Raw genomic sequence first — 25,741 nt, forward strand, 5'->3', positions numbered from 1 at the left:
CAAGCGAGACGCTTGCAGGACACCTTGTGCCTGTAGACGCCTGAAATCTGAAAACAGCCACTAGTTAAGTCAAAAAACCGTGCACAGTCAAATTTATGGCGCACATGTCTGGATTAACTGGGGGTTAATTAACCAAACAGATGGTAAACCTTTGCCGCCTTTTGCGCTTGGGTGATCTGCGACATCTCGTTGGCTATCGCCTGCCGCTCACCCATGGCCGCCTCCAGAAGCTCCTTGTAAACGTGGAGCAACTCCTCAAGGTTACTGCGCAAGGCCTCCTCATCCAGCGAGGCCTCGGCCATGACGTCTTCCATGCAGGAACGGCAAGCCAGATCCAGCTCGCCAATGGCTTCCCAGTTGCGTTCGGCCAGCGCACTGACCAGCGCTTCACGGGTGTCGGCGATTCGCTGCAATACAAGACTCATGGTGCTCTCCTTAAAACTGGGGGCCTGGCGGAGCGATGCCGTCCCAGCCTTCCTTTACGGTGCGCAGCAGGCCGGCAACTTCGTCGAGGATTTTCGGATCGCTCTTGACGTTGGCCTCAGCGAGTCGCTTCATCATGTAGATGTAAAGCTGGTTGAGCTCACCTACCGAATCAGCACTGTTTTCCAGATCCAGGCCTTCACACAGCCCACCAATGATGCCAACGGCTTTACTGATGGCCGTGCACTTGGCGGGAATATCCTTGCGCTCGATAGCGCCCTTGGCCTGAGCGATGCGCTCCAGACCGCCTTCCATCAACATTTGTACCAGACGGTGCGGGCTCGCCTCGGATGTCTGGGCGTGCGCGCCGACTTTCTGGTATTGCCGAAGGGCTAACATTGGATTCATGTTCTACCTCATTTGCCACATTGACTCGTATAACCAGTGTATCGCCAACGAGCCACAGAACTTTAGATCAAAAGACAAAAACCCGGCGCACGCCGATAAAGCGTAGCCGGGTTTTTGTCGTTCTTGCCTGTTACTTCGCGGATTGCTGAGCGTTCAGCGTGCTGAAGAACGACGTGATGTTGCTCGCCGTGGCCTTCATCTGCCCGACCAGCAAGTCCATGGCGTTGTATTTGGCAGTCAACGTCTTGGTCAGGTTGGCAACACGTACATCCAGAGCCGTCTGCTGATCGGTAAGATTGCGCGTGTTTTTGTTGAGGATGGCCATGCGCTGATCAAGCAGGCCGCTGCCGGTGATATCACCTGCCGCCGGCTTGAGGTACGGGTCCGTTGCCTTGGTCATGCGCGCCAGCAGACCGTTGGTGTCATCGGTGCCGGTGAACAATTGCTGAACCTGACCAGTCATGCCTGGCTGGGCCATGGTCTTGGTGAAAGCCGCGGTATCAAACGTCAGGTTACCGGTGTTGCGATCGGTCATTACGCCCAGCTGGGACAGTACGGCCAATGGACCGCCAGCGCCCTTGGCCGTCAACTCGGCACGCACGTCGGCAATCAGCGCGCGCGGCATCGCGTCGCCAGTGAAGGCCGCTTGCACGGTCAGCTTGCCATCGGCGTCCGGTGTCGCCTTGGACAACGTATCAATGGTGGTCTTCAGCGTGTTGTAAGCGTCGACAAACGACTGAATCGATGTCTGCAAGCCTTTGGTGTTGGCATCTACGCTGACAACAGTCGGAGTGCTCGGCGGGGTGCCAGCGCTGACCGTCGTCAGATTCAGGGTCAGGCCACTGATGGCGCCGGTTACCGTATTGCTTTTGCTACTTACCTGAAGGCCGTCAATGGTCAACAGGGCATTTTTTGCAACGCCGTTGACGGCGCCTGAATCACCTGCCGCCGGAGTGCCGCTCATTGCCTTGGTGCCATCAATTTCCAGACCGGCAATACCGCTGACGGTGAGGTCGGAACCTTCGCCGGTCTTGCTCGAACTGATCACCAGACGCGAAGCGCCATTGGCGTCGGTCACGATGTTGGCGGAAATACCGTTGGCGCCCTGAGCCTTGTTGATCGCATCACGGGTGCTCTGCAAGGTGGCATCGGCCGGGATGTCGACATTGTAATCAGTGCCATTCTGACTGATTTTCAGGGTACCACTCGGAATGGCACTGGAGGCGCCGCCGGCGAAAGAGGCACTGGCGATTTTCGAACCGGTGGCCAGCTGACTCACGACTACGTTGTAGCTTCCCGCTACTGCGGTGCTGTCGGCAGTGGCGTTCAGAACCGACGTATTGGCCGAAGTGGCGGTGAAGCCGGCAAACGCAGGGTTGGTTTTGCTGCTCAGATTGGTCATTGCCGTCTGGAACGCCGTCAGCGCGCTCTTCAACGAACCGATGCCGGAAATCTTCAGCGTGTTGGCTTTGGTCGCAGTATCGATTTGCGTCTGCTTCGGCGACTTGTCGGCGTTGACCAGCGCAGTAACGATCGCACCGATGTCCAGGCCGGAACCCAGGCCCGAACCCGGTAAAATTGGACTTGCCATGTGCATCTCCCTTCAGTTTGCTGCCGTTCTTTTGACCCTTCCCGGCGTCATTAAAGAAAGACAAACACTATTCATGCCAGCTCTCAGACTTTGGCGTCGAACAATACGTGGCTCGCGTTGGCGAGGCTGTCTGCCAGCTTGAGGGCTTCTGCGGAGGGGATCTGTCGAACGACCTCACCCGTCTCGCTTGCGATCACCTTGACGATGACCTTTCCGGAATGTTCGTCGATGGAGAACTCCAGATTGCGCTTGATCGACTGAACAAACTTTTCGATCTCCTGCACCGCCAGCTTCAACTTGGCATCGTCCGTATCCTGACTCTTGGCAGCGACCGGCGCTTGCACCTTGCTGACTTCAGGCGTCTCTGACGGTTTGTCAGCAACCGGCGTTACTGGCTTGGGAGCCGGATAAGACTGGTTAAGCTTCACGCTCATGTCCATGCTCATCACCTCCTAACGTAAAAAGGCGAGAGAGCACGACTAGCGCACTCCCCCGCCCGAACTCATTCCGAAATTACTGAAGCAGCTTCAGTACAGCGGAAGGCAGTTGGTTGGCTTGAGCCAGAACGGAGGTCGAAGCCTGCTGCAGAGTTTGCTGCTTGGTCAGGTTAGCAGTTTCTGCGGCGAAGTCGGTGTCTTGTACACGACCCTGTGCAGCAGTGGTGTTCTCAACGATGTTCTGCAGGTTGGAGATGGTGCTGGTCAGACGGTTTTGCGAAGCACCCAGGCTGGCACGGGTATCACCGATTGCAGCGATAGCAGCGTCGATTGCGGTGATGGCGGCGTCGATGTTGCTACCGGCGTTTGCAGCGTCAGTACCGGTCAGAGCCAGAGTACCTTTGTCCACGGACAGGCTGACGGCGTCGAACTTGGAGCTCAGTACCAGGTCGATGTGGTTGGCAGTACCGGTGTTAGCGCCAACTTGCAGAGTCACAGTACCAGCCGAACCGTCCAGCAGGTTTTTGCCGTTCAGGTTGGTGGAAGCAGCGATACGGCTGATTTCGTCGGACATGTCGGCGAATTCAAGGTTGGTCGCTTTCTGGTCAGCAGTGCCGTTGGTGCCGGTACGTGCTTTAACAGCCAGTTCACGCATACGCTGCAGGATGTCGGTAGTAGCTTGCAGAGCGCCTTCAGCGGTCTGGGCAACGGAGATACCGTCGTTGGCGTTCTGGATAGCCTGGTTGCCACCACGGATTTGCGATTGCATACGAGTGGAGATCTGCAGGCCAGCAGCGTCGTCTTTAGCGCTGTTGATTTTCAGGCCGGAAGACAGGCGCTGCATCGAAGTCGACAGAGCGTCGGAAGCACGGTTCAGGTTCTTTTGAACGTTCAGCGACGTGGTGTTGGTGTTTACTGTTAAAGCCATGACGAATTCCTCGTTGGTTGGGTACTGCGGCTTCCGGCCCTGGCAACCGCCTGGAATGGCCTAGAGAACCTTCGTAATAGTTATCGTCGGGTTGGCAGGTTGCTTGAGGGTTTTTTGAAAAAAATTTGCCATCACCCTGCCACCCCCGAGAAAACAAGGGCTTAGCGCCCTCCCACCTGCGAAAAAATGACGCCATAAAACCGACCCCCACCTAAAGCCGCGGGCCAGTGCGGTCGCTCACGTTGCCGATCGTGCTTTTTGCAACACTTCGATCAACTCGTACTCCATCCAGTCAGCCAGCCCCAACCAGTCCTGACGTTCCTGACAATCGAGCATGTGCATGAGGACAAAGGACCAGTCCTGCTGAATCGGCGCAGGCGCAGCTATCAGCAACTGCTGCGCGCCCCCGAACACATCGAGCATATCCAGTGCCGCCTCGACATCCCGCCCGAGCCGAAACAGCCCGGCGCACTGCCGGCACTCGTCGACGCACTGCTCAATCGTCGTCATTGCACAAACTCCTGATTGAACTGCGTCCCGGCGATCAATGCGCCCGCACGACTGCTGTTGAAGAACTGCACCTGCGGATGCGCGGCGATATAGCGCTCCAGCACACACAGATAGCCGCGAAAATTCAGCTGGGTGCTGACCCGCTGACCATGGCCGTCCTGCACCCAGTGCCGCGCCTGATCAACCCCCGGCCCCAGATCGCCGTCGTTCCAGCCGGCATGGGTCTTGTTCATCGGGAACGCGAAGTCGGCGCCAAACAGGGTAATGCGCGACGCGCCCATCTTCACCGCCAGGTCCACCGCCGGATGAATCACGCTGCCACCGACATGCAGTTGCCCGCGCGGGTATTGCTCACGCAACGCGGCGTACACCGGGCTGGCCGAGTAACCGCCGTAGCGCTTGCCCTTCCAGGCGGTCAGCACCGCAGGATCGCTCATGGGCAGATACACCAGCGGGATGCCAGCGGAGTCCTCGAACGGCAGATGCCGGAAGCTGATGCGCTGATCAATGGTGACCACCAGATCCGGGACGATGCCGTGTTCACGCAGCGGCCGGTAAGCGGTATCGACGCACACCAACAATGGACGTTCAGCCTGCGCGTGCACCGCCGCCAGACGCTGGAAATGCCCTTCCAGGGTCGGCCCGGTGCCGATCACATAGATCTCCCGGCCATTGGCGCTGCCGAACAACTGCGCCACATCGTCATCGCCCAGCAACACCGGCAGGCAGTCCTGCAAGCGCTGTTGAATGAACGGCAAGTGTGGATCGAACTCACGATTGTTGAAGCTCAGGTGCACTTCGCTGACCAGCCGATCGCGGATCTTCGCGTTGAAGTCATCAGCCAGCAGCATCTCCGCCGGCAGGGCGAAAAACGGTGTGCAGATGTCTGACAGATCACCGGCATAGAACAGCTGCACACGCGGATCTTCCAGCCATTGCCGTTGATCAAGCAGTTGCAGCACCAGCGCGAACAACGCGCCATTGAGGATATGCACGTACAACTGCTCAAGGCTAGCGCGCTCCAGCAGCACCGCTGGCAGATCACCGAGGCCAGTGCCATACACGTGCAGCTGCGGTTTTTCCGCCAGGCTGGCCGCCTGGATGCGGGCTTCGTGGACCCGGTCGTGGCGGCTGGTCAGTTGAATGCCATTAACGCTGAGCGTCGAGCCCATGCCCTGCACCAGTTCGGCTTGAACGACTGAGCTGTCTTCCGCCAGCAACCGCTCGAACAACGCCGGCCAGCGTTGCTGGATGACCTGGGCATTGGGTTGGAAAAACTCGCTCATGACGCCTCGCGTTTCGTTCGGGCAAAAAAATAGCGTTCAAGGGTAACCTTGAACGCTATTTTTGTATCCGCCGTTTTTGACCGGGCTCAAGGGCGATAGATGATCGCCGAGCCCCACGACAGACCAACGCCGAACCCGCTCAGGGCAATGCGCTGCCAGTCGGAATCGAGCACGTGTTTTTCCAGCAGCAATGGAATGCTCGACGACACGGTATTGCCGGTCTCGACCATGTCCTTGATGAACTTCTCCGGCTCGCCTTCGAAACGCCGCGCCACCGCATCGACAATCGCCGCACTACCCTGGTGAATGCAGAAGGCGTCGATGTCGTCAGCGTTGAGGCCGGAGTCGTCGAGCAATTCGTGCAAGTGCGCCGGGACTTTGAGCAGCGCGAAGTTGAACACCTGACGCCCGTTCATGAAGAACACGCCATCGGTGACTTTCAGGTGCGGTGCGCCGGAACCGTCGGTGCCGAACTTGGCCTTGCCCAGTGCCCAGGCCGGGTCTTCGCCCATCCAGGTGGCGGTGGCGGCATCGCCGAAGAGCATTGTGGTGTTGCGGTCTTCCGGGTCGACGATTTTCGAATACGGGTCAGCGGTGATCAGCAGGCCGTTCTTCAGGCCGGCGGCTTCCATGAAGCCCTTGATCGCGTAGATGCCGTAGACGTAACCGGAGCAGCCCAGGGAAATATCGAACGCCGCGACATTGGTCGGCAGACCGAGTTTGTCCTGAACGATGGCAGCGGTGTGCGGCAGGCCTTCTTCGTCACCGTTCTGGGTGACGACGATCAGTGCGTCGATCGATTCACGCTTCAGTTCAGGGTTGCTGGCAAACAGCGCATTGGCCGCTTCCACGCACAGATCGGAGGTTTCCTGTTCAGCGTCTTTGCGCGGCAGGAAGGCCGAACCGATTTTGCCGAGGATGAATTCTTCATCCTTCTCGAATTTTGCACCTTGTGCGTAATTGTCCACGCCGGCTACAGGAACGTAGCTCGCAATGCTTTTTATGCCAATCATTACGGCTTCCCAATAAAAAACAGCCCAAAACCACCGCTCGCAAGGATTCGAGGGGCGCCGACAAACAGAAAACGGCCGCCACAAAGGGCAGCCACGGGGAGCGCAAAGGGCTATCACTGGAACCGATACACGGCCAGGCGCCATCTCCCCGGTCAATACAATACAGTGAAGATGCGCGTTATGACTCGCAGGTCACGCTATTTTGCCGAATCGGTTGCAGATCGGGTTATTCGACCAACGACCAGTCCAGCGGCGTGCCACGTTTGATCGCCTGACGAGCGCGGCGACCGAGGACGGCATCGGTGTGCTTGGGCGGCAGACCGAGACCCGGGCGAATGGCGCGCAGATTGTCCCCGGAAAAGGGCTCACCGGCCGCCATGTCGGCAGTGACGTACAGCGAACGGCGATAGACCAGCGACTTGCGCTCGGCCTCGGTGACGCCGTAATGCACCTGGCCCATGGCCTGCCAGGCGCGTTCGGTTTCCACCACCAGACTGGCCAGCTCCGCAGGCTCCAGCGAGAAACTGGCATCGACCCCGCCCGCCGAACGGTCGAGGGTAAAGTGCTTTTCCACCACCGTCGCGCCGAGTGCCACAGCGGCCACGGACACGCCAACCCCCATGGAGTGATCGGACAGCCCCACCTCGCAACCGAACAGTTCACGCAGGTGCGGGATCGTGCGCACATTGCTGTTGAGCGGGGTTGCCGGGTAAGTGCTGGTGCATTTGAGCAGTACCAGATCCTTGCACCCCGCCTCACGGGCGGCGCGCACGGTTTCGTCGAGCTCGGCGATGCTCGCCATGCCGGTGGAGATGATCAGCGGTTTGCCGGTCGCGGCCACACGGCGGATCAACGGCAGGTCGGTGTTTTCGAAACTGGCGATCTTGTAGGCCGGGACGTCGAGGCTTTCGAGAAAGTCCACCGCCGTGTCATCGAACGGCGTCGAGAACGCGAGCATGCCCAGTTCTTTGGCCCGGGCGAAAATCGGCGCGTGCCACTCCCACGGCGTGTGAGCCTTCTCATACAAGTCGTACAACGACGTGCCGGCCCACAGGCTGTTCGGGTCCTTGATGAAAAACTCGCCCTCGGCCAGATCCAGGGTCATGGTCTGCGCGGTGTAGGTCTGCAGCTTCAAGGCATGCGCGCCAGCCTTGGCGGCGGCCTCGACAATCTGCAGGGCCACCTCCAGCGACTGGTTATGGTTGCCGCTCATTTCGGCAATGATGAACGGCGGCGCATCGGCACCGATCTGGCGCTCGCCAATCTTGAAACTACTCATCGCGGTGATCCTTCAAAACCTGGGTGAACGCGCAGGCACTCTGGGTGAATCCGGCGTCACGAAATACATTCAAAGAGGGACGATTATCCGGCAGAACCTGAGCGCTAATCGCGCTCAACTGCGGCCAGTGCGCGCGAACGAACGCCTCACCTCGCGCCAGCAGCGCCCTGCCCCAACCCAGACCGAAACGCCCGTCCAGCAGATACAGCGACACTTCAGCCTCGAATCCACGCAAGTCATAACGCAAGACGCCGACCGCGCCGTCATCGGCCTCGGCAATCAACAGCAGACGCTGCGGGTTGCGCAGGCTCGCATTGAGCCAGTTCAGGTGCTGCGGCCACTCGATTGCAGCGGTGTCCAGTGACCAGCGCCGCACAGCCTCGGCATTGCGCCCGTCGAACAGTAATTGCGCATCATCGAGGGTCGCCGGACGCAACGTGAGCACCGCGCCGGCCAGCGCCGCCGCCACGCGCAACGCACCGCGCCCGTCGACCAGTTGCCGTGAGCGCTCGGCCAGACTCTGGCGCAGATAGACATTGTCGACGACAAAACCGATGGCGTCGCGCAGTTGTTCGACGCTGACCTGCTCGCGGGCGCCCATGAACACATGCGCCCCCGCCGCCGCCATGACTTCGCCATTGGCCTGCTGATTGTTCGAGACCGCGATGCAGATCGTCGGCAGGCCCAGCGCCGCGCGCTCCCAACTGGTGCCGCCACCGGCGCCGATAAACAGGTCCGCCGCGGTCATGCGTTGCTGGAAATCGCTGACGAAACTGTGCAGGCGCCAATGCGGCCGTGTTGCGGCCAGTGCTTGCATTTGCGCCCACGCAGGATTGTCTGCACCAGCGACGAAATCCACTTCCAGCTCTGTGAAGTCCTGCAGTGCCAACATCGCATGATGGGTCTGCATCGCCGCGTCGAAACCACCGAAATTCACCAGCACCCGGCGGGCCCTTGGTTTGATCTCGATGGCCGGGCAGACGAATTCTTCGCGCAACATGGCGTAGCGCGGGCCGAGCAAGGTGCGGCAGCCTTCGGGCAGCAGCGGCGCATAGTTTGCGCTGAGACCGGACAGGTTCTGATTGAGCAGCAGATCAACGCTGTAACGGCGGGTGGCAAGATCGTCCACCGCCGCGATCCGAGGCGCCCAGCGGCGCGCTGCGGTCTGCCACTGATGATCGAGGCCGTAGTGGTCGGCAATGATCCAGTCGAATGCAGCGTGACCTGCCAGCAAGGCGTCCAGCGCCTCGATGTCCGCCTGCCACGGCAGCATCGATTCAATGGCTTGCTGCGGGTCTTCGTCAGGGTAGACGTCCGGCAATGCGAAAGTCTCGAAACCTTCGGCGGCCAAGGCATCGAGCCGATGCCCCGGCAACCGCCGGCAGGCGAACGCGACATGACTGCCCTGTTTGCGCAGCACTCGCGCCAGCGTCAGGCAGCGGGCGATGTGGCCACTGCCGATGGTCGGCGAAGCGTCAGCGCGGATCAGCACTCTCATTGCAGTTCTCCGCCGGCCTTGAGCGCGGCGTACAGGTATTCGGCGCGTTTCCAGTCTTGCAACGTGTCGATGTCCTGCACCAGATGCCGCGGCAGTATCACCGGCAGGCTGGCGCTTGAATACAACACTTCACCGCGCAACCACGCTTCGCTACGGCCCCAGTAGAACTGGCCGGCGTCCTGAAAGGCTTCGGGCAGATCCTGCGAGCGGGTTTGGCGAAACTCCGGGTACAACGCCGTCAATGCGCCCTGCCCGTCCAGCGTCAGCGCCCGCTGCGCCGGGAAACCAAAGCTGCACACGGAGAACGCAAAGGCTTTGTCCGGGTGCTGCTGCAGCAGCTCAAATCCTTGCCGCAGAAAGCGCGCCTGCAACAACGGTGCGGTGGCGTACACGCAGCAGGCGTAATCGAAGGCCGGCAGTTGCTGCAAGGCATGCTCGATCACCGCCGCGGTGCCGGTGAAATCATCCGCCAGTTCAGCCGGGCGCAGGAATGGCACTTGCGCACCATGGGCCAACGCCAGTTCGGCAATTTCGGCATCGTCGGTACTGACCACGACCTGTTCGAACAGGCCACTGTCGAGCGCCGTACGGATCGAGCGAACGATCATCGGCACGCCGTCGAACGGCAACAGGTTCTTGCGCGGGATGCGCTTGCTGCCGCCACGGGCCGGGATGATTGCGACGCTGTTCAAGGACGTTTTTCCAGCAGGAACCAGGTGATGTCGTCCACCGGAAACTGCGGATCACGGTGATAACCAAAGCCGTAATCGAGCAAGCGCAGATCGGTATACCGGTCGAGCATTTCTCCGGCGAAATCGCGCTTGAACAGCTTGCCGCTGTTGCCGCGATAGGACACTTCCACCGGCGCCGGATTGTAGTATTCGGCGATCAGAATGTAGCGCTGGCTCAACGCATACAACTGCGCGTAGGCAGTCGGCAGCAGCTCCGGCGCCAGATGGATCAGCACGCCTTTGCTCAGGGTCAGGTCGTAGCTGCGCTCGCGGGGGAAGTCGAACAGCGAGCCGTGCCAGATCTGCGCGATGCCCAGTGCCCGCGCCTGCGCGCAAGCGCTTTCATTGATCTCGACGCCGAACAATTCACTGTGCGGCAGCAACTGATGCAGCGCCTGCAGGTTGTTGCCGGCATTGGTGCCCAGCTCAACCACACTGTCGATGCGCCCGGCGCGGCTCAGGGCCTTGGCGAACAACGCCAGGTTGGCCGCGACCAGCGGCTGACCGATGTTGCGATCGACGTACTGGTTGCCGAAATCGCCCTGCCAGAATTTTTCCTGCTCACTCAGATCACGCATTGCACAGTCTCATTCGCCGCCGCAGCGGGATTTATTCGGTCAGCCGGCGCAATTGCTCGACCACATGATCCTGCTGCTCATCACTGAGCAGCGGATACAGCGGCAGGCTGATCGCCTCGGCGTAATAACGTTCGGCTTCGGGGAAATCGCCTTCGGCAAAACCCAGGTCGCGATAGTACGGCTGCAAATGCACAGGAATATAGTGCAGGTTCACGCCGATACCGGCGGCACGCAAGCCTTCGAACATCTGACGGTGGCTCAGGCCGATGCGCTCGGTCTGCAGGCGCACCACATACAGATGCCACGCCGATTCTGCCTCCGGCTGCGCGCTGGGCAAGGTCAGCGGCAGATACGCCAGCAACCGCTCGTAGCGCGCCGCCAGTTCGCGGCGACGGGCGATGAAGCCGTCCAGTTTGGCCAATTGCGACAGACCGAGCGCCGCCTGCAAATCGGTGATCCGGTAATTGAAGCCCAGCTCGATCTGCTGGTAATACCACGGGCCGTGGCTGGGTTCGCTCATCTGCTGCGGATCGCGGGTCATGCCGTGGCTGCGCAGGCGTTGCAGACGCTCCGCCAGTTGCGGGCGATTGGTCAGGACCATGCCGCCTTCGGCGCTGGTGATGATCTTCACCGGGTGAAAACTGAACACGGTCATCGCCGCAAATTCCCCGCAACCCACCGGGCGCCCGGCGTAGCTGGCGCCCACTGCGTGCGAGGCATCTTCGATCACGGTGAAGTTGTAGCGCTCGGCGAGTTCGGCAATCTTGCGCAGGTCGCAGCTCTGCCCGGAGAACGCCACCGCCACCAGTACTTTCGGCAACGTGCCGTCCTGCTCGGCCTGATCGAGTTTCGCCGCGAGGGCGAAGGCATCGAGGTTCCAGGTCAGCGGATCGATGTCGACGAAATCGACGTCGGCGCCGCAATAGCGCCCGCAGTTGGCCGAGGCCAGAAAGGTGTTCGGCGTGGTCCACAAGCGATCGCCCGGGCCTAGGCCGGCCGCGAGGCAGGCAATGTGCAGCGCCGCGGTGGCGTTGCACACCGCCACCGCGAAGTCGGCCTGGCAACGCTCGGCCATCGCCTGCTCGAAGCGCTCGATGGTCGGGCCCTGGGTCAGCCAGTCCGATTGCAGCACCTCGACCACTGCATCGATGTCCGCCTGATCAACGCTCTGCCGACCGTAGGGAATCATGCCGACAACTTCGCATGCAGCTCGGCGATCTGCCCGACCGAGAGGTAGTGCGGATTGGTGTCGGAGCGGTATTCGAAATCCTCACTTACCGGCCGGCCACGTTCGCCGAGCTTGTCCACGGAGAAATCGACATCGACGCTGGTAAAGCGGATGGAAGGCTGGATGGTGTAGTGGTCTGCGAATTCCAGGGTCATCCGCGCATCGTCCAGCGGCACCATCAGTTCATGCAGTTTTTCACCGGGACGAATACCGACGTTCTTGTGCGGCAGATGTTCGGCCATGCCCCGCGCCAGATCGACGATGCGAATCGACGGGATCTTCGGCACGAACACTTCGCCGCCGTGCATCCGCGCAAAGCTGTCGAGAACAAACTGTACGCCGTGATCGAGGGTGATCCAGAAGCGGGTCATGCGCTCGTCGGTGATCGGCAATTCCTGCGCGCCGTCGGCGATCAGCGTGCTGAAGAACGGCACCACCGAACCCCGCGAGCCCGCCACGTTGCCGTAGCGCACCACGGCAAAACGCGTTTGTTGTTCGCCGGCAATGTTGTTGGCGGCGACGAACAACTTGTCCGACAGCAGCTTGGTCGCGCCGTACAGGTTGATCGGGCTGGCGGCCTTGTCGGTGGACAGCGCCACGACCTTTTTCACACCGTTGTCGATGGCGGCGGCGATGATGTTCTCCGCGCCATTGACGTTGGTGCGGATGCACTCGGTCGGGTTGTACTCCGCCGCCGGCACCTGCTTGAGCGCCGCCGCGTGCACCACGTAGTCGATGCCGCGCATGGCCTGCCGCAGACGGTCGGCGTCGCGCACGTCACCAAGGAAGTAACGCATGCACGGCGCGTTGAACGTCTGCTGCATTTCGTACTGCTTGAGCTCATCGCGGGAGAACACCACCACGCGCTTGGGCTGGTATTGCTCAAGCAGACGGGCGATGAACTTGCGCCCGAACGAGCCGGTGCCGCCGGAGATGAAGATCGATTTACCGTTGAACATGTGCTGATTCCTGTTCCTTGTCCGACGGACTCAAGCGAGTAACTGCGACCAGTCGATCGAGGTATTTTCAGCCAGCGTAAAACCTTTGCCGGTGAGGGCCAGGTTCGCGTTGTAAGCCGGATCCTGCGCGAAGGCGCCGCTCCATTTCTCCCGCAAAACCTGCAGCGCCTCGGGTGCTTGCGGCAGCTCGCCGGTATGCAGTACCTGCACCGACGGCGTCCATACGATGAGGTAGCCCGCCTGCCCGGCCTTGAGGCACAGGTCGACATCGCTGAAACCGCTGGCGAAATCGACTTCGTCCAGACCGCCCAGTGCGTCGAACAACTCTTTGCGCACCATCAGACACACCTTCGACACCGCCGAGTAGTTCTGCTCGACCGCCAGACGCTGCATGTAACCCGCAGCCGCATGTTTTTCGCCGATGAAGGCCGAGCCGACGCCGCCGTTCATCCCGAGAATCAAACCGGCCTGAGAAACCTTGCCGTCGCGGTCGACCAGTTTGGCACCGACGATACCGACCTCGGGACGCTGGGCATGGTTGAGCAACGAATCGATCCAGTTCGGATTGACGATTTCGCTGTCAGTGGCCAGCAGTACCAGGTATTCACCCTGCGCCTGTTCGCTGGCGGCGTTGTACAACGCCGTCTCGCCGAGCGGCTGATCGGCACGCAGCACATTGACTTTAGGGTTACGCAGCGCGCCCAGCCAGTCATTGACCTCGGCCGACTGATTCGGATTGGCCGCAATCAGCACTTCATAACGGCTGTAACGGGTTCTGAGCAACACGCCTTCCACGCAGCGACGCAGTGCCGGCAGATCGTCGATGGCCGGTACAATGATCGACACCAGCGGCTGTTCGGTATGGCGATAATCGACTTGCCAGGTCCCCGGCAGCGACGACGTGACCTTGGCCTTGTAGCCGCGATGGGTCAAATGACGCAGCAGCGCCTGACGCTCGTGGGCCACCTCTTCTTGCACCGGAACCTGGGTAATCAGCAGTGGCTCGTCAAGATGCGCCAGCCCCTCAAGACCGCCCTGCTCAATCAGACGCAAGAGCAGGTCGAACTCCAACGCCTTGCTGAAATCAGCCTGGTAACCGCCCGCCTCAAGGAACACGTCACGACGAATCAGCCAATGGCGGGCCATCAACGACGGGTTGCTCTGCAGCAAGTCGAGATTGAAGCCGGGGCGGAACACGTCGATCAGCGCGCCCTCATCATTGCGCTGGATTTCATCGGTGGCGACCGCGCGAAGGCCAGTGGCCGACATCAATTCCAGGCCGGCACGCAGCAGGCCACCCGCCGTGAACTCATCGCCCACTTGTGCCAACAGCAGCCAGTCGCATGGCGACTGGGCCGCACTCAGGTTGAGCTTGTCGACGAAATTGCCCGGGGTGACGCGGACAAAGTGCAAGGTGTTCTGCGCCGTGGTCGCAGCCTGCGGTTCGCCCGTGGTGAAGACCACGATCTTGAAGGCTTTACTGTGGCCTTCAACCAGGCTGTCGAGGGTCACTTGCAACTGGTCGACGTCGTTGTCCAGGTCCAGCAGGAAAATGCCGAACTGTGGCCCGCCGTTGTTCGCCGCCAGGTGCGCGGCAACCAACGCTCGCTGCTCGGCGTCCGGCGTACGGCACGCCAGCCATTCGAGCAGACGACCCGAACGCATCTTGCTGAAGACCGGGTAGTGATCGGCCTTCGACACCGTCTCGAGACGCGCGTCCCAGGCAGCCATTTCCTGAGCTTGTGTGTCATCGCCGGACGCCTGCAGTTGCTCGACCAGACGCTTGACCACACGACGGTTGAACGCATTGCTGTCATGGGCCTGCCACAACCGATCGAGCACGCTTTCCGGCGTGTCGTTATTGCGGGCCTGCTGCAGGTATTCCTGGCGGGTCCAGACACCCTCGAGCTGTTCCAGTTGCACACGGCCAGCCGGCATCGCGTGCAACAGGAATTCAAACTCGGCCAGCAAATCAAAAAAGCGCTGGTTGTAGAACGGCATCTCGACGTACTGCAGTGGCCCGAAGCGGCGCTCCGGGGTTTTGGATACGTTGTTCCAGATGGACTGGAAAATCAGCTCGGCCGTCAGTGCGCGACCGGTCACCAGGCTATCGGTCATCGCCGCGAAGCTTTCCAGGGCGAACGCCTTGCGCTGCGCCTGGTCGAGGTCGGTGATGCCCGTCGGCAGCGAGGCGAGGAATTCGGCGAAGGCTTCACGCTCGGCCACCGATTTGGCATCGGTGTACGACAGCGCGTGATACACCTCGGTGTTGTGGTCGGAGAAACCGACGTTGATTTCGCGTACGACATACGGGATTGGCAGCACCCGCGCCTTGGCGTTCGCCAGCAGGTAGTAGCTGTGACCAATCTCCTGCCATTCGAAACTGGTGCCCGCCGGCAATGCCGCATACCAGTCCTGGATGATCGAGGTTCGGCACACACCATAGAACGGCGGTACGTACTGATGCATGAAGTCGAGGACGCGATCCTCGGCACGTTCCGAGGCGTAGTCTTCACAGATTTTCTTGTCGCGGCGGTAGTAACTGACACTCCCGGCCAGCGCCAGGTACATCAGGCAATAGCCGTGGCACAAACCGTAGTCGCGGTTGGCTTCAAGGAAGCTCACCGACTCGGCCAGTGACTCATGCAGGATGAAATCGTCGTCGGCAGCGAACACCATATACGGCGTGGTCAACTGCTCGACGCCATAGGTCAGTTTGGCCTGCATGCCCCAATAGGCGAATTGCGGCAGGTGCTGATAATCGACCGAGGAAAAGTCACCTTCCGGGCGCTCGGGAGAAGAGTCCAGCACCAGCACCTTGCAAGGCAGGCTGCTGTAGTACTGCAGCGCTCGACGCAAAAAAGCCGGGCGGTTGTGGGTGATCAGAACCACCGTCAGCAACTCGCTCAATGGCAGCCTGTTTTCAGTACCGTACTTGCCTTGCATAACTTCTCCCACAATCGGCGAAACCGCCCGAAAAACGCTTTGATGATGGAACCGATTAACGAACCCGACGCAGATAGCCATCCGCAGCAACGGTGATCAGCAGCTTGTCCTGCATGTGCTGGTCGATCTCGAAATCAGCGTTCTCCTTGAGGTAGGCCCAGACCGCTGTTTTCGGGTTGTCACCCGGGCCCCATGGACGATCCGGGAAGGCATCGGCCGGCATGTCTTCAACCACGGTGTCCATGACCACGCAGTAGCTGTCCAGCGAAACCAGTGGCGCATACAAACGCAGCTCTTCGAGGACGTGTTCGTGGGTATGGTTGGAGTCGAGCACCACGATCACCTTCTTGCCGGCGGCGGCCTGACGCACTTGCTCCACCACTGCCGGATCCAGGCTGGAGCCTTCGATCATGCTGATGCGCTTGATCATCGGGTGGCTTTCGATGGCTTCGCGGTTGTGCGCACGAATGTCGCGATCAATACCCAGCACTTCGCCGTGGCCCTGCAGCTCCAGCAGCGAGGCGTAATAAATGATCGAACCGCCATGGGCAATGCCACACTCGATCACCAGGTCAGGCTTGATGCGCCAGATCAGTTCCTGCATCGCCATCATGTCTTGTGGCAATTGAATGATCGGACGGCCCATCCACGAGAAGTGATAGGTGTACTTGTGTCTGGCCGACTGGTTGTAGAACTCCTGGGCCAGCGCCTTCAGGTTCTTGTCCTGGCCCTGGGCATTGACTTCGGCGTGGCACTCCGCCTCGAAAGCTTTGATTACGTTATCGCTCATTGTCCGGTCTCACTGAAAAGTCATTTGTTAGTCGCGCTGCCAAAAGGCATTCGCGTCGAAGCGCATCAATGGGTTCGCTGCACCTCGAGCAACTGTTGCAAACGGTCGACCACCGCCCAGAACGCCATGGGTTCGTGTGTCGGATAGGGGTAATGCCCCAGATTCAAATCGATCGAAGCGCCGCGTTCACGCAGGCGTTGCTCGACCAGGGTTCTTACCGAAACCGCCTGGCCGCTGGCGCAATTGATCACGCCGTTGAAATCGCGCTGATGGACGATCGCGGCGAGGTAATCGGCGGCGCTGGCGATCGGCAAAAAGTCGCGCAACTGCTCGCCGCCAGACATGTTGAATGACGTGTCGCCGCTATCGATCGCCCGATCCAGCGCTGCCAGCAGACTGTTGGGGTTCTGCCCTTCGCCATGCAAATAGAACAGGCGCGCCCACTGCAGAGTGAACGGATGTTCTTGCGCAAGGTTCTGCAAAAACAGGTGCAGGCTGTGCTTGGCCAACCCGTAAGGATTACTCGGCTGGGGCGCGGTGCTTTCGCTGAGCGGGCCGCTTTGCATGCCGTATTCGAAGCAAGTGCCGGTCACCAACACTTGCTGCACGCCCGCCTCGACCGCGCCTTTGATAAAGCGGTAGTCGGCCATCAGGTTGTGCTCGAAATGGAACAGCGCCCGATAGTTCGGCAGCCCCGGCCAGGCCAGGTGCACGAGGACGTCGATGCCGTCGGTGAGCGCCGCAATGTCCAGATCCGCCGCGTGAATATCCGCCGCGACGAATTCGACGTCATTGATCCATGGCATGCTCGCAGCCGTATCTGTATTGCGTGCCACCGCGCGCACGGCGCAGCCACGCGCGAGCAACGCCGCGACCAGATGCCGGCCGACGAAACCCGTGGCCCCGGTGACCAGGACGTTCACAGGACTTTCATCTCAGGCACGGCGATCACGAAGCGCCCGTCCCATTGGCGCACCTGCGCCAGTTGCTGACTGACTTCGTGCAGCAGGTTCCACGGCAGCACCAGTACGTAATCCGGTCGTTCAATATCGATCTGCGCCGGCGCGACAATCGGGATACGACTGCCCGGCATAAACTTGCCCTGCTTGTGCGGGTTGGCATCGGCCACCCAGGCCAGCAGATCCGGTTTGACCCCGGCGTAGTTGAGCAAGGTGTTGCCCTTGGCCGCCGCGCCGTAACCGACCACACGCTTGCCGTCGGCCTTGGCCTGCAACAGGAAGCGCAGCAGTTCATGCTTGATGCGTTCGGCTGCCGGCGCGAGGGTCGCGTAGTACTCAGGGGTTTTCACCCCGGCATCGAGTTCGGCCTGCAGTTGTTGCTGCACCGCCGGCTGCACCGCACGACGCTCACCGTCCTGGCGTTGCACGAACACCCGCAGCGAACCGCCGTGGGTGCTCAACTGACTGACATCGAACACTTCCAGACCATTGCGCTCGCACAGGGTCTGCACGGCAGTCAGCGACAGATAGGAATAGTGCTCGTGGTACAGGGTGTCGAACTGCGCGCCGGCCATCAGCGTCAGCAGTTGCGGAAATTCGAAGGTAGCGACGCCGGTCGGCTTGAGCAGCGTGGCGAAACCACCAAGGAAATCATTGATGTCCGGCACATGCGCGAGCACGTTGTTGGCGGCCATCAGGTCGGCGCCCCAGCCTTCGCTTTTCAGCTGTGCTGCGCTGTCGCGACCGAAGAACACTTCACGAATCTGCAGGCCTTTTTCCCGCGCCGCTTGCGCGGTGCTGCGGGTCGGCTCGACGCCCAGGCACGGAATGCCGCGAGCGGCGACGTACTGCAGCAGATAACCGTCGTTGGCCGCCACTTCGACCACGCGGCTGTCGGCGTTCAGCGCAAAGCGCTCGACCATCTCGGCGACATAGCGCTCGGCGTGGGCCAGCCAGGTGCTGGAGAACGAACTGAAGTAGGCGTATTCGGCATCGAACAGGCTGTCGGCACGGGTGTAGTCCTCGGTCTGCACCAGCCAGCACTGCTGGCACACGGCGACCTTGAGCGGCACCCATTGCTCGGCCTGTTCCAGCCGATCGGCGTGCACGTAGGCGTTGGACGGCGGCGAGGTGCCGAGGTCGATCAGCGGCAGACTCAGCGGTGCGGCGCACCCACGGCAGTTCATAGACGCACTCCAGCAAAGTGTTGATCGAGCGCGGGATGGCTGGAATCACGCGCTGACAAATTATTGACAGACAACGGCCAGGCAATCGCCAGCCGTGGATCATTCACCGACAAGCCGCCCTCATGTTCCGGCGCGTAATCGGCGCTGTGCAGGTAAAGCAGTTCGGCGTCGTCGGTGAGGGTCTGGAAGCCGTGGGCGAACCCGGCCGGAATCAACAGGCTGCGACCGTCGCCGGCCTTGAGGTGCTCGGCGTGCCAGTGCAGAAAGGTCTCGGAATCAGGACGCAGATCCACCGCCACGTCCCACACTTCACCGCGCAGGCAAGTGATCAGCTTGGCTTCCGGAGCGTTGGCGTTCTGGTAATGCAGACCGCGCACACTGCCCTTCTCGCGGGTGCAGGAGTGGTTGATCTGGCGGATGTGAAACTCGGCGCCGAACGCACTCAGGCTGCCCTCGCAGAACAGCCGGGCGAAATGCCCGCGCTGATCTTCGAAGCGTTTGTGCTGCACGCTGAACAGCCCGGCCAGCGGCAATTGTTTCAAGGAAAACTCGCTCACAGCGCGCCCCGGTACAGGTTCAGTTGGCCGAGGGTCACGGTGCGCATGTCATCGCCGTTCTGCCACGCCAGATGCCAGTCGAGGGTCTGGGTCAGGCATTGCTGCAAGGTCCAGCGTGGCTGCCAGCCGAGCACCTGACGGGCGCGACTACTGTCGAGGCGCAGCAGGCCAGCTTCGTGCAATTCACTTTTTTCGATGCGCAGACCGCGTGCCTGCGGCCAGCGACTGGCGAGCAGCTCGACCACTTCGCCGACGCTGCACATGTCGGCCTCGCCCGGTCCGAAGTTCCACGCCCCGGCGTATTCCGGGCCTTGTTCGTAGAGCCCCGCCGCCAGTTGCAGATAACCGGCCAGCGGTTCCAGCGCGTGCTGCCAAGGGCGCACGGCTTGCGGATAACGCAGGGTCACCGGCTCGTCGGCAGTCCAGGCTTTGAGCACGTCGGGAATCAGCCGTTCAGGGGCGAAGTCGCCGCCACCCAGCACGTTGCCGGCGCGCGCGGTGGCCAGGGCCAGACCGTGCTCGGCGTACTTGTCAGCCGGGAAAAACGACGCCGCATAAGACTGCGCTAACAGTTCGCAGCAAGCCTTGCTGCTGCTGTAAGGATCGTGCCCGCCGAGGGCTTCGTCTTCGCGGTACGGCCACAGCCATTCCTTATTGGCGTAGACCTTGTCGGTGGTCACCAGCACGCAGGCGCGCACGCAACCGACCTGACGGATCGCTTCGAGCAGGTTCAGCGTGCCCATGACGTTGCTGGAATAAGTGCCCAGCGGGTCGCGATAGCCTTCACGCACCAGTGGCTGCGCAGCCAGGTGCAGGACGATCTCCGGCTCGGTGTCGGCGATGATCTCCAGCAACGCGCCGAGATCGCGCAGATCACCGCGTTGATCGTTGATCCCTTCGTGAACCCGCGCCAGGTCATACAGGCTCGGTTCGGTCGAAGGATCCAGCGAGAAACCGCTGACGTGCGCGCCGAGGCTTTGCAGCCACAGGGTCAGCCAGCTGCCCTTGAAACCGGTGTGGCCGGTAATCAGGACGCGCTTGCCGCGCCAGAAATCCGCACTCAGGCCCATTGCTTCCATGGGGCCTCCCCGCTCTGCCACAGCGCTTCGAGGTGGTTTTTGTCGCGCAGGGTGTCCATGGGTTGCCAGAAGCCGTCGTGCTCGAACGCCTTGAGCTGTTCATCCTGGGCCAGCCGTGCCAATGGCTCAGCCTCCCAGGTGGTTTCATCACCCGCGATATACGGCAACACTTTTGGCGACAGGACAAAAAACCCGCCATTGATCCAGCCGCCGTCACCGCGTGGTTTTTCAGTGAAACCGAGGACCTGATCACCCTGGCGCTCCAGGGCGCCGTAACGACCCGGTGGTTGCACCGCCGTCACGGTCGCCAGGCGGCCATGGGCCTTGTGGTACTCGACCAACTGGCGAATGTTCAGATCGGAAACGCCGTCGCCGTAAGTGAAGCAGAACGCCTCTTCATCCTTCAGATAACGGCCGGCACGCAGCAGACGGCCACCGGTCATGGTTTCCTCGCCGGTGTCGATGAGGGTGACACTCCATGGCTCGCTGTAATTCTGATGCACGTCCATGCGGTTCTCGCGCATGTTGAACGTGACGTCGGAAGTGTGCAGGAAGTAATTGGCGAAGAAGTCCTTGATCGCGTAGCCCTTGTAGCCCAGGCAGATCACGAAGTCGTGGATTCCGTGAGCGGAATACTGCTTCATGATGTGCCAGAGAATTGGCTTGCCGCCGATCTCGATCATCGGCTTGGGCTTGAGGTGCGACTCTTCACTGATGCGCGTGCCGAGGCCACCCGCCAAAATTACTGCCTTCATCGTCTCCCCTCTTGTTCTTCACCGGGCTGCGCAGAGCTTTCTTGAGCGGCGCGCGCCTTCTGGCCAAACCTTTTGCCGCTGGCGGCGCCGCGGCGATGACCGCAAGCGCTCGTTTTATGGCGATTTGAGGGGGACTTGCAGGAAACGCGCCAGCTCGGTGCGCAGTGTGTGGCAGGACGTGCGGCCTTGAAAAAAGGGATGAATCCGTCATCGGATTCATCCCTTTCATCGAGCTGTTACAACGATTGGAACGGATCAGCCAAACATGCTGAATCCGTCATTGATCGGCAGAACATCACCGTTGGCTGCCATGAAGTGCTCGATGGTGTTGTAGCCAGCGAACCAGTCCTGCAGTTTTACGCCTTGGGCGGTTGGATCAGACGGTGGGAAACTGCCGTCATTGAGGTACAGGTCGTTGCCCACCCGTTCCAGTTGCAACGTATCAGCCGAACGGATGTTGTTCAGGATCAGCGTGTCCGTACCGCTAGTGCCATCATCACGGATGGTTACCAGCAGGCCGGTATTGACGATATAGGTATCGCCGCCTTCGCCGCCGTTGGCAAAACCGGTGGCTTTCATTTGCCAAGGGTAAGTAACTTTACCGCCTAAAGTCAGCGCGTCATTGCCCGCGCCACCAAGCAGCACGAAGTTTTCGCCGGTACCGAGCAAATCATCGCTACCGTCGCCACCATCAGCAGTACCGCTGACAACCTGGATCGTGTCATTGCCGGCTTCACCAAAGGCGAACGTTCCACGGTCATCCGGAGCGCTGATGATGAGGTCATTGCCATTGCCGCCGTACAGCATGTCGGCTTGCGGCCCAGCGGCAGCGACGTCGACCGCGAACGGCCCGAGCTGGGTGTAGAAACTGCCGTAAATGACATCGTTGCCATCGCCACCGTAAATGGTGTCGTTGCCCAGACCGCCTTCAAGGCCGTTGGCCAGTGCGTTGCCGGTCAGCGTGTCGTTGAAGTTGGTACCGATGATGCTTTCGACATTGATGAGCACATCGCCTTGTGCATCACCGCCCTGATTGACGCCGGTCTGCAGGTTGATGTTCACCGCCGTGGTGTTGTTGATGTACCAGACCGTGTCGATCCCTTCACGCCCGTCAATCACGTCGGCGCCGCCGCCACCGATGAAATTGTCGTTGATCGCCGTTCCGGACAAGGTGTCGGCAAAGCTGCTGCCCTGGAAGATCTCGATATTGGTGAAGGTATCGCCAGCAGCATCGCCGGCATTGACGTTGGTTTTCAGGTCGATGGTGACGGCACTGTCTGACGACTCGTAGCTGACCATATCCAGGCCGGTACCGCCGTTGATTGCCAGCGCTACGGAGCTGCCAACGAAGATGTCGTTGTACTTCGAGCCTGTGAATGCCTCGATGCTGTTGTAGGTGTCGCCCGTCGCGATCCCGGTACTGACACCGGTTTTCAAGTTGATGCTGACGCCTACAGTGCTGTCGTCGTAGGACACCGTGTCCATGCCTCCACCACCAATGAACTGGTCGGCACCACCGCCACCGTAAAGCAGGTCATTGCCATTGCCGCCGGTGATGATGTTGTCAATCGCATTACCCACACCGGTGAACGAGCCGGTACCGGTGTAAGTCAGGCGCTCGACGTTGGCCGCCAGCGTATGGTCCTTGTAGCTGACGCGCACTTCATCGTTGCCGCCACCAGCCTGCTCGATGACCGTTACGCCACCGCCGTTGACGTAGTAGATGTCATCGCCCGCACCACCGTCGTAAGTGGCGAAGAGGTAGGCATCCGTGGTGAAGGTATCGTTGAACGCCGTACCGATGACTTTCTCGATATTGGTCAGGGTCACGCCCTGCGAATCGCCACCGACGCCCGGCAGGCTGGTGCCCGGTCGGATGTCGATATTCACGGCCGCGCTGGAAGTCGAGTAGTCCACGGTGTCGAAACCTTCACCGCCATCAACACCCGAAATCCGGCTATCGACCACGAAGGTGTCGTTGAATTTGGAGCCGGCGATGACTTCGATGCTGTTGTAGGTGTCGCCTGCACCGATCCCCGAGTTGACCCCGGTTTTCAGGTTGATGTTGACTGCCACCGTGCTGTCCAGATACGACACGGTGTCGCGACCGGCACCGCCGAAGAACTGGTCGGCACCGCCACCGCCGTACAGCATGTCGTTGCCGTTACCCCCGGTGATGATGTTGTCGCTGGCATTGCCCCAGCCGGTAAACGCAGCCGTACCGGTGTAAGTCAGGCGCTCGACGTTAGCCGCCAGTGTGTGTTCCTTGTAGCTGACGCGCACTTCATCGTTGCCGCCACCGACCTGCTCGATGACCGTTACGCCACCGCCGTTGACGTAATAGATATCGTCGCCCGCTCCCCCGTCGTAAGTGGCGAAGAGGTAGGCATCCGTGGTGAAGGTATCGTTGAATGCCGAGCCGATGACTTTCTCGACGTTGGTCAGGGTCACGCCCTGCGAGTCGCCACCGACGCCCGGCAGGCTGGTGCCCGGACGGATATCGATATTCACGGCCGCGCTCGAAGTCGAGTAGTCCACGGTGTCGAAACCTTCACCGCCATCAACAGCCGAAATCCGGCTATCGACCACAAAGGTGTCGTTGAATTTGGAACCGGCAATCACTTCGATACTGTTGTAGGTGTCGCCTGCACCGATCCCCGAGTTGACCCCGGTTTTCAGGTTGATGTTGACCGCCACCGTGCTGTCCAGATACGACACGGTGTCGCGACCGGCACCGCCGAAGAACTGGTCGGCACCGCCACCGCCGTACAGCATGTCGTTGCCGCTGCCGCCGGTGATGATGTTGTCGCTGGCATTCCCCCAGCCGGTAAACGAGCCAGTGCCGGTGTAGGTCAGACGCTCGACGTTGGCCGCCAGCGTATGGTCCTTGTAGCTGACGCGCACTTCATCGTTACCGCCGCCAGCCTGCTCGATGACGGTTACGCCACCGCCGTTGACGTAGTAGATATCGTCCCCTGCACCACCTTCGTAGGTTGCGAAGAGATAAGCGTCAGTGGTGAAGCTATCGTTGAAAGCAGAGCCGATGACTTTCTCGACGTTGGTCAGGGTCACGCCCTGCGAATCGCCGCCGACACCTGGCAAACCGGTGCCCGGACGGATGTCGACGTTCACGCCGGCAGCCGACGTCGAATAATCGACGGTATCGAAACCTTCACCGCCATCGACGCCCGAAATCCGGCTATCGACCACGAAGGTGTCGTTGTATTTGGAACCGGCGATCACTTCGATACTGTTGTAGGTATCGCCTGCGCCGATCCCCGAGTTGACCCCGGTTTTCAGGTTGATGTTGACTGCCACGGTGCTGTCCAGGTACGACACGGTGTCGCGACCGGCGCCACCAATGAACTGGTCGGCACCACCACCGCCATAGAACACGTCGTTGCCGCTGCCGCCAGTGATGATGTTGTCACTGGCATTGCCCCAACCGGTAAACGAGCCAGTGCCGGTGTAGGTAAGGCGCTCGACGTTGGCCGCCAGCGTATGGTCCTTGTAGCTGACGCGTACTTCATCGTTGCCGCCGCCGGCCTGCTCGATGACGGTTACGCCACCGCCGTTGACGTAGTAGATGTCGTCCCCTGCACCACCTTCGTAGGTTGCGAAGAGATAAGCGTCAGTAGTGAAGCTATCGTTGAACGCCGAACCGATGACTTTCTCGACGTTGGTCAGGGTCACGCCCTGCGAATCGCCGCCGACACCTGGCAAACCGGTGCCCGGACGGATGTCGACGTTCACGCCGGCAGCCGACGTCGAATAATCGACGGTGTCAAAACCTTCACCGCCATCGACGCCCGAAATCCGGCTGTCGACCACGAAGGTGTCGTTGTATTTGGAGCCCGCGATGACTTCGATGTCGTTGAACGTATCGCCCGCGCCGATCCCCGAGATGACCCCGGTTTTCAGGTTGATGTTCATGGCCACCGTGCTGTCCAGATACGACACGGTGTCGCGACCGGCGCCACCGAAGAACTGGTCGGCACCGCCACCGCCATAGAACACGTCGTTGCCGTTGCCGCCGGTGATGATGTTGTCGCTGGCATTGCCCCAGCCGGTGAACGAACCGGTGCCGGTATAGGTCAGGCGCTCGACGTTGGCCGCCAGCATATGATCCTTGTAGCTGACACGTACTTCATCGTTGCCGCCGCCGGCCTGCTCGATGACGGTTACGCCACCGCCGTTGACGTAGTAGATATCGTCCCCCGCACCACCTTCGTAAGTGGCGAAGAGGTAGGCGTCAGTAGTGAAGCTATCGTTGAACGCCGAGCCGATGACTTTTTCGACGTTGGTCAGGGTGTCGCCCTGCGAGTCGCCGCCAACACCGGCCAGACCGGTACCCGGCCGGATGTCGATATTGACCCCCGCTGTGGAAGCCGAGTAATCCACCGTATCAAAACCGGCCCCACCATCGATCTTGTCCGCACCGGCACTGCCCTTGATCAGGTCGTTGCCATCCAGACCATTGATCTGATCATCGTCACTGGTACCGTTCAGCGTATCCGCGCCGTTTGTCCCGTTTATAACTGCCATTACTTCTTCCTTGCCTTGTTTGTGAACCGGTACAGGCCAGCGTGGCGATCACAC

Annotated in this window: 22 protein-coding genes; all 22 read right to left on the minus strand. The window is 60.6% G+C overall.

Annotated elements, in window-relative coordinates:
- Window positions 1–128: 128 nt before the first annotated feature.
- Entirely contained in the window at window positions 129–425 is a 297-nt protein-coding gene (fliT, locus tag ACU680_RS19140) for a flagellar protein FliT (RefSeq protein WP_007966233.1), read from the minus strand.
- Window positions 426–435: 10 nt separating this feature from the next.
- Window positions 436–831 carry a flagellar export chaperone FliS gene (gene fliS, locus ACU680_RS19145; protein WP_007966231.1) on the minus strand — a complete coding sequence of 132 codons (396 nt, stop codon included), beginning with the start codon at window positions 829–831 and terminating at the stop codon, window positions 436–438.
- Between the two features lie 130 nt (window positions 832–961).
- Window positions 962–2,422, minus strand: coding sequence for a flagellar filament capping protein FliD (gene fliD / locus ACU680_RS19150; protein ID WP_448180256.1), 1,461 nt, complete (start codon window positions 2,420–2,422; stop codon window positions 962–964).
- An 83-nt stretch (window positions 2,423–2,505) separates the two neighbouring features.
- Window positions 2,506–2,862, minus strand: a complete 357-nt coding sequence (locus tag ACU680_RS19155; protein WP_007966227.1) for a flagellar protein FlaG — start codon at window positions 2,860–2,862, stop codon at window positions 2,506–2,508.
- Window positions 2,863–2,935: 73 nt separating this feature from the next.
- Window positions 2,936–3,787 carry a flagellin domain-containing protein gene (locus tag ACU680_RS19160; RefSeq protein WP_367083837.1) on the minus strand — a complete coding sequence of 284 codons (852 nt, stop codon included), beginning with the start codon at window positions 3,785–3,787 and terminating at the stop codon, window positions 2,936–2,938.
- Between the two features lie 237 nt (window positions 3,788–4,024).
- The gene (locus ACU680_RS19165) at window positions 4,025–4,297 is read right to left on the minus strand and encodes a hypothetical protein (protein ID WP_448180257.1); all 273 of its coding nucleotides are present in this window, start codon (window positions 4,295–4,297) and stop codon (window positions 4,025–4,027) included.
- The gene (locus tag ACU680_RS19170; RefSeq protein WP_448180258.1) at window positions 4,294–5,583 is read right to left on the minus strand and encodes a motility associated factor glycosyltransferase family protein; all 1,290 of its coding nucleotides are present in this window, start codon (window positions 5,581–5,583) and stop codon (window positions 4,294–4,296) included. The genes ACU680_RS19165 and ACU680_RS19170 overlap by 4 nt, the downstream gene beginning before the upstream one ends.
- An 86-nt stretch (window positions 5,584–5,669) precedes the next feature.
- Window positions 5,670–6,596 (minus strand): ketoacyl-ACP synthase III, encoded by a 927-nt coding sequence (locus tag ACU680_RS19175; protein ID WP_400762094.1) that lies wholly within the window; start codon window positions 6,594–6,596, stop codon window positions 5,670–5,672.
- A gap of 226 nt (window positions 6,597–6,822) precedes the next feature.
- Window positions 6,823–7,875, minus strand: a complete 1,053-nt coding sequence (gene pseI, locus ACU680_RS19180) for a pseudaminic acid synthase (protein WP_448180259.1) — start codon at window positions 7,873–7,875, stop codon at window positions 6,823–6,825.
- On the minus strand, window positions 7,868–9,373 hold the full coding sequence (pseG, locus tag ACU680_RS19185) for a UDP-2,4-diacetamido-2,4,6-trideoxy-beta-L-altropyranose hydrolase (protein ID WP_448180260.1): 1,506 nt from the start codon (window positions 9,371–9,373) through the stop codon (window positions 7,868–7,870). The genes pseI and pseG overlap by 8 nt, the downstream gene beginning before the upstream one ends.
- A complete protein-coding gene (gene pseF, locus ACU680_RS19190; RefSeq protein WP_448180261.1) occupies window positions 9,370–10,065 on the minus strand; it encodes a pseudaminic acid cytidylyltransferase in 696 nt (231 codons plus the stop codon). Before pseF ends, pseG begins: the two co-directional genes overlap by 4 nt.
- The gene (locus tag ACU680_RS19195; protein WP_367083823.1) at window positions 10,062–10,682 is read right to left on the minus strand and encodes a pseudaminic acid biosynthesis-associated methylase; all 621 of its coding nucleotides are present in this window, start codon (window positions 10,680–10,682) and stop codon (window positions 10,062–10,064) included. Before ACU680_RS19195 ends, pseF begins: the two co-directional genes overlap by 4 nt.
- A 31-nt stretch (window positions 10,683–10,713) precedes the next feature.
- Window positions 10,714–11,871 carry a UDP-4-amino-4,6-dideoxy-N-acetyl-beta-L-altrosamine transaminase gene (pseC, locus tag ACU680_RS19200; RefSeq protein WP_448180262.1) on the minus strand — a complete coding sequence of 386 codons (1,158 nt, stop codon included), beginning with the start codon at window positions 11,869–11,871 and terminating at the stop codon, window positions 10,714–10,716.
- Window positions 11,868–12,869 (minus strand): UDP-N-acetylglucosamine 4,6-dehydratase (inverting), encoded by a 1,002-nt coding sequence (gene pseB / locus ACU680_RS19205; RefSeq protein ID WP_367083820.1) that lies wholly within the window; start codon window positions 12,867–12,869, stop codon window positions 11,868–11,870. The genes pseC and pseB overlap by 4 nt, the downstream gene beginning before the upstream one ends.
- Window positions 12,870–12,899: 30 nt before the next feature.
- Window positions 12,900–15,815 carry a glycosyltransferase family 2 protein gene (locus tag ACU680_RS19210; RefSeq protein WP_367083818.1) on the minus strand — a complete coding sequence of 972 codons (2,916 nt, stop codon included), beginning with the start codon at window positions 15,813–15,815 and terminating at the stop codon, window positions 12,900–12,902.
- 55 nt (window positions 15,816–15,870) lie between these two features.
- Window positions 15,871–16,605 carry a cephalosporin hydroxylase family protein gene (locus ACU680_RS19215; RefSeq protein ID WP_448180263.1) on the minus strand — a complete coding sequence of 245 codons (735 nt, stop codon included), beginning with the start codon at window positions 16,603–16,605 and terminating at the stop codon, window positions 15,871–15,873.
- 65 nt (window positions 16,606–16,670) lie between these two features.
- Window positions 16,671–17,528 (minus strand): NAD-dependent epimerase/dehydratase family protein, encoded by an 858-nt coding sequence (locus tag ACU680_RS19220; protein ID WP_448180264.1) that lies wholly within the window; start codon window positions 17,526–17,528, stop codon window positions 16,671–16,673.
- Window positions 17,525–18,751: a methyltransferase domain-containing protein gene (locus tag ACU680_RS19225; RefSeq protein WP_448180265.1), complete on the minus strand. Its 1,227-nt coding sequence runs from the start codon at window positions 18,749–18,751 to the stop codon at window positions 17,525–17,527. The genes ACU680_RS19220 and ACU680_RS19225 overlap by 4 nt, the downstream gene beginning before the upstream one ends.
- Window positions 18,748–19,308 (minus strand): dTDP-4-dehydrorhamnose 3,5-epimerase, encoded by a 561-nt coding sequence (gene rfbC / locus ACU680_RS19230; RefSeq protein WP_448180266.1) that lies wholly within the window; start codon window positions 19,306–19,308, stop codon window positions 18,748–18,750. The genes ACU680_RS19225 and rfbC overlap by 4 nt, the downstream gene beginning before the upstream one ends.
- On the minus strand, window positions 19,305–20,387 hold the full coding sequence (gene rfbG, locus ACU680_RS19235; protein ID WP_400762114.1) for a CDP-glucose 4,6-dehydratase: 1,083 nt from the start codon (window positions 20,385–20,387) through the stop codon (window positions 19,305–19,307). Before rfbG ends, rfbC begins: the two co-directional genes overlap by 4 nt.
- A complete protein-coding gene (rfbF, locus tag ACU680_RS19240; protein ID WP_007966191.1) occupies window positions 20,369–21,142 on the minus strand; it encodes a glucose-1-phosphate cytidylyltransferase in 774 nt (257 codons plus the stop codon). Before rfbF ends, rfbG begins: the two co-directional genes overlap by 19 nt.
- A 255-nt stretch (window positions 21,143–21,397) precedes the next feature.
- A complete protein-coding gene (locus ACU680_RS19245) occupies window positions 21,398–25,687 on the minus strand; it encodes a beta strand repeat-containing protein (RefSeq protein ID WP_448180267.1) in 4,290 nt (1,429 codons plus the stop codon).
- Window positions 25,688–25,741: the final 54 nt, after the last annotated feature.

This window comes from Pseudomonas sp. LF020 (genome assembly GCF_053456425.1).

Bases quoted from the DNA above. Each gene is read 5' to 3' on its own strand.
- ACU680_RS19210 (WP_367083818.1), bottom strand. From the start codon at position 15,815: ATGCAAGGCAAGTACGGTACTGAAAACAGGCTGCCATTGAGCGAGTTG.
- rfbG (WP_400762114.1), bottom strand. From the start codon at position 20,387: ATGGAAGCAATGGGCCTGAGTGCGGATTTCTGGCGCGGCAAGCGCGTC.
- pseC (WP_448180262.1), bottom strand. From the start codon at position 11,871: ATGATTCCCTACGGTCGGCAGAGCGTTGATCAGGCGGACATCGATGCA.
- ACU680_RS19225 (WP_448180265.1), bottom strand. From the start codon at position 18,751: ATGAACTGCCGTGGGTGCGCCGCACCGCTGAGTCTGCCGCTGATCGAC.
- pseG (WP_448180260.1), bottom strand. From the start codon at position 9,373: ATGAGAGTGCTGATCCGCGCTGACGCTTCGCCGACCATCGGCAGTGGC.
- fliD (WP_448180256.1), bottom strand. From the start codon at position 2,422: ATGGCAAGTCCAATTTTACCGGGTTCGGGCCTGGGTTCCGGCCTGGAC.
- ACU680_RS19155 (WP_007966227.1), bottom strand. From the start codon at position 2,862: ATGGACATGAGCGTGAAGCTTAACCAGTCTTATCCGGCTCCCAAGCCA.
- ACU680_RS19160 (WP_367083837.1), bottom strand. From the start codon at position 3,787: ATGGCTTTAACAGTAAACACCAACACCACGTCGCTGAACGTTCAAAAG.
- ACU680_RS19195 (WP_367083823.1), bottom strand. From the start codon at position 10,682: ATGCGTGATCTGAGTGAGCAGGAAAAATTCTGGCAGGGCGATTTCGGC.
- ACU680_RS19245 (WP_448180267.1), bottom strand. From the start codon at position 25,687: ATGGCAGTTATAAACGGGACAAACGGCGCGGATACGCTGAACGGTACC.
- ACU680_RS19215 (WP_448180263.1), bottom strand. From the start codon at position 16,605: ATGAGCGATAACGTAATCAAAGCTTTCGAGGCGGAGTGCCACGCCGAA.
- pseB (WP_367083820.1), bottom strand. From the start codon at position 12,869: ATGTTCAACGGTAAATCGATCTTCATCTCCGGCGGCACCGGCTCGTTC.
- fliT (WP_007966233.1), bottom strand. From the start codon at position 425: ATGAGTCTTGTATTGCAGCGAATCGCCGACACCCGTGAAGCGCTGGTC.
- ACU680_RS19175 (WP_400762094.1), bottom strand. From the start codon at position 6,596: ATGATTGGCATAAAAAGCATTGCGAGCTACGTTCCTGTAGCCGGCGTG.
- fliS (WP_007966231.1), bottom strand. From the start codon at position 831: ATGAATCCAATGTTAGCCCTTCGGCAATACCAGAAAGTCGGCGCGCAC.
- rfbF (WP_007966191.1), bottom strand. From the start codon at position 21,142: ATGAAGGCAGTAATTTTGGCGGGTGGCCTCGGCACGCGCATCAGTGAA.
- pseI (WP_448180259.1), bottom strand. From the start codon at position 7,875: ATGAGTAGTTTCAAGATTGGCGAGCGCCAGATCGGTGCCGATGCGCCG.
- ACU680_RS19170 (WP_448180258.1), bottom strand. From the start codon at position 5,583: ATGAGCGAGTTTTTCCAACCCAATGCCCAGGTCATCCAGCAACGCTGG.
- ACU680_RS19165 (WP_448180257.1), bottom strand. From the start codon at position 4,297: ATGACGACGATTGAGCAGTGCGTCGACGAGTGCCGGCAGTGCGCCGGG.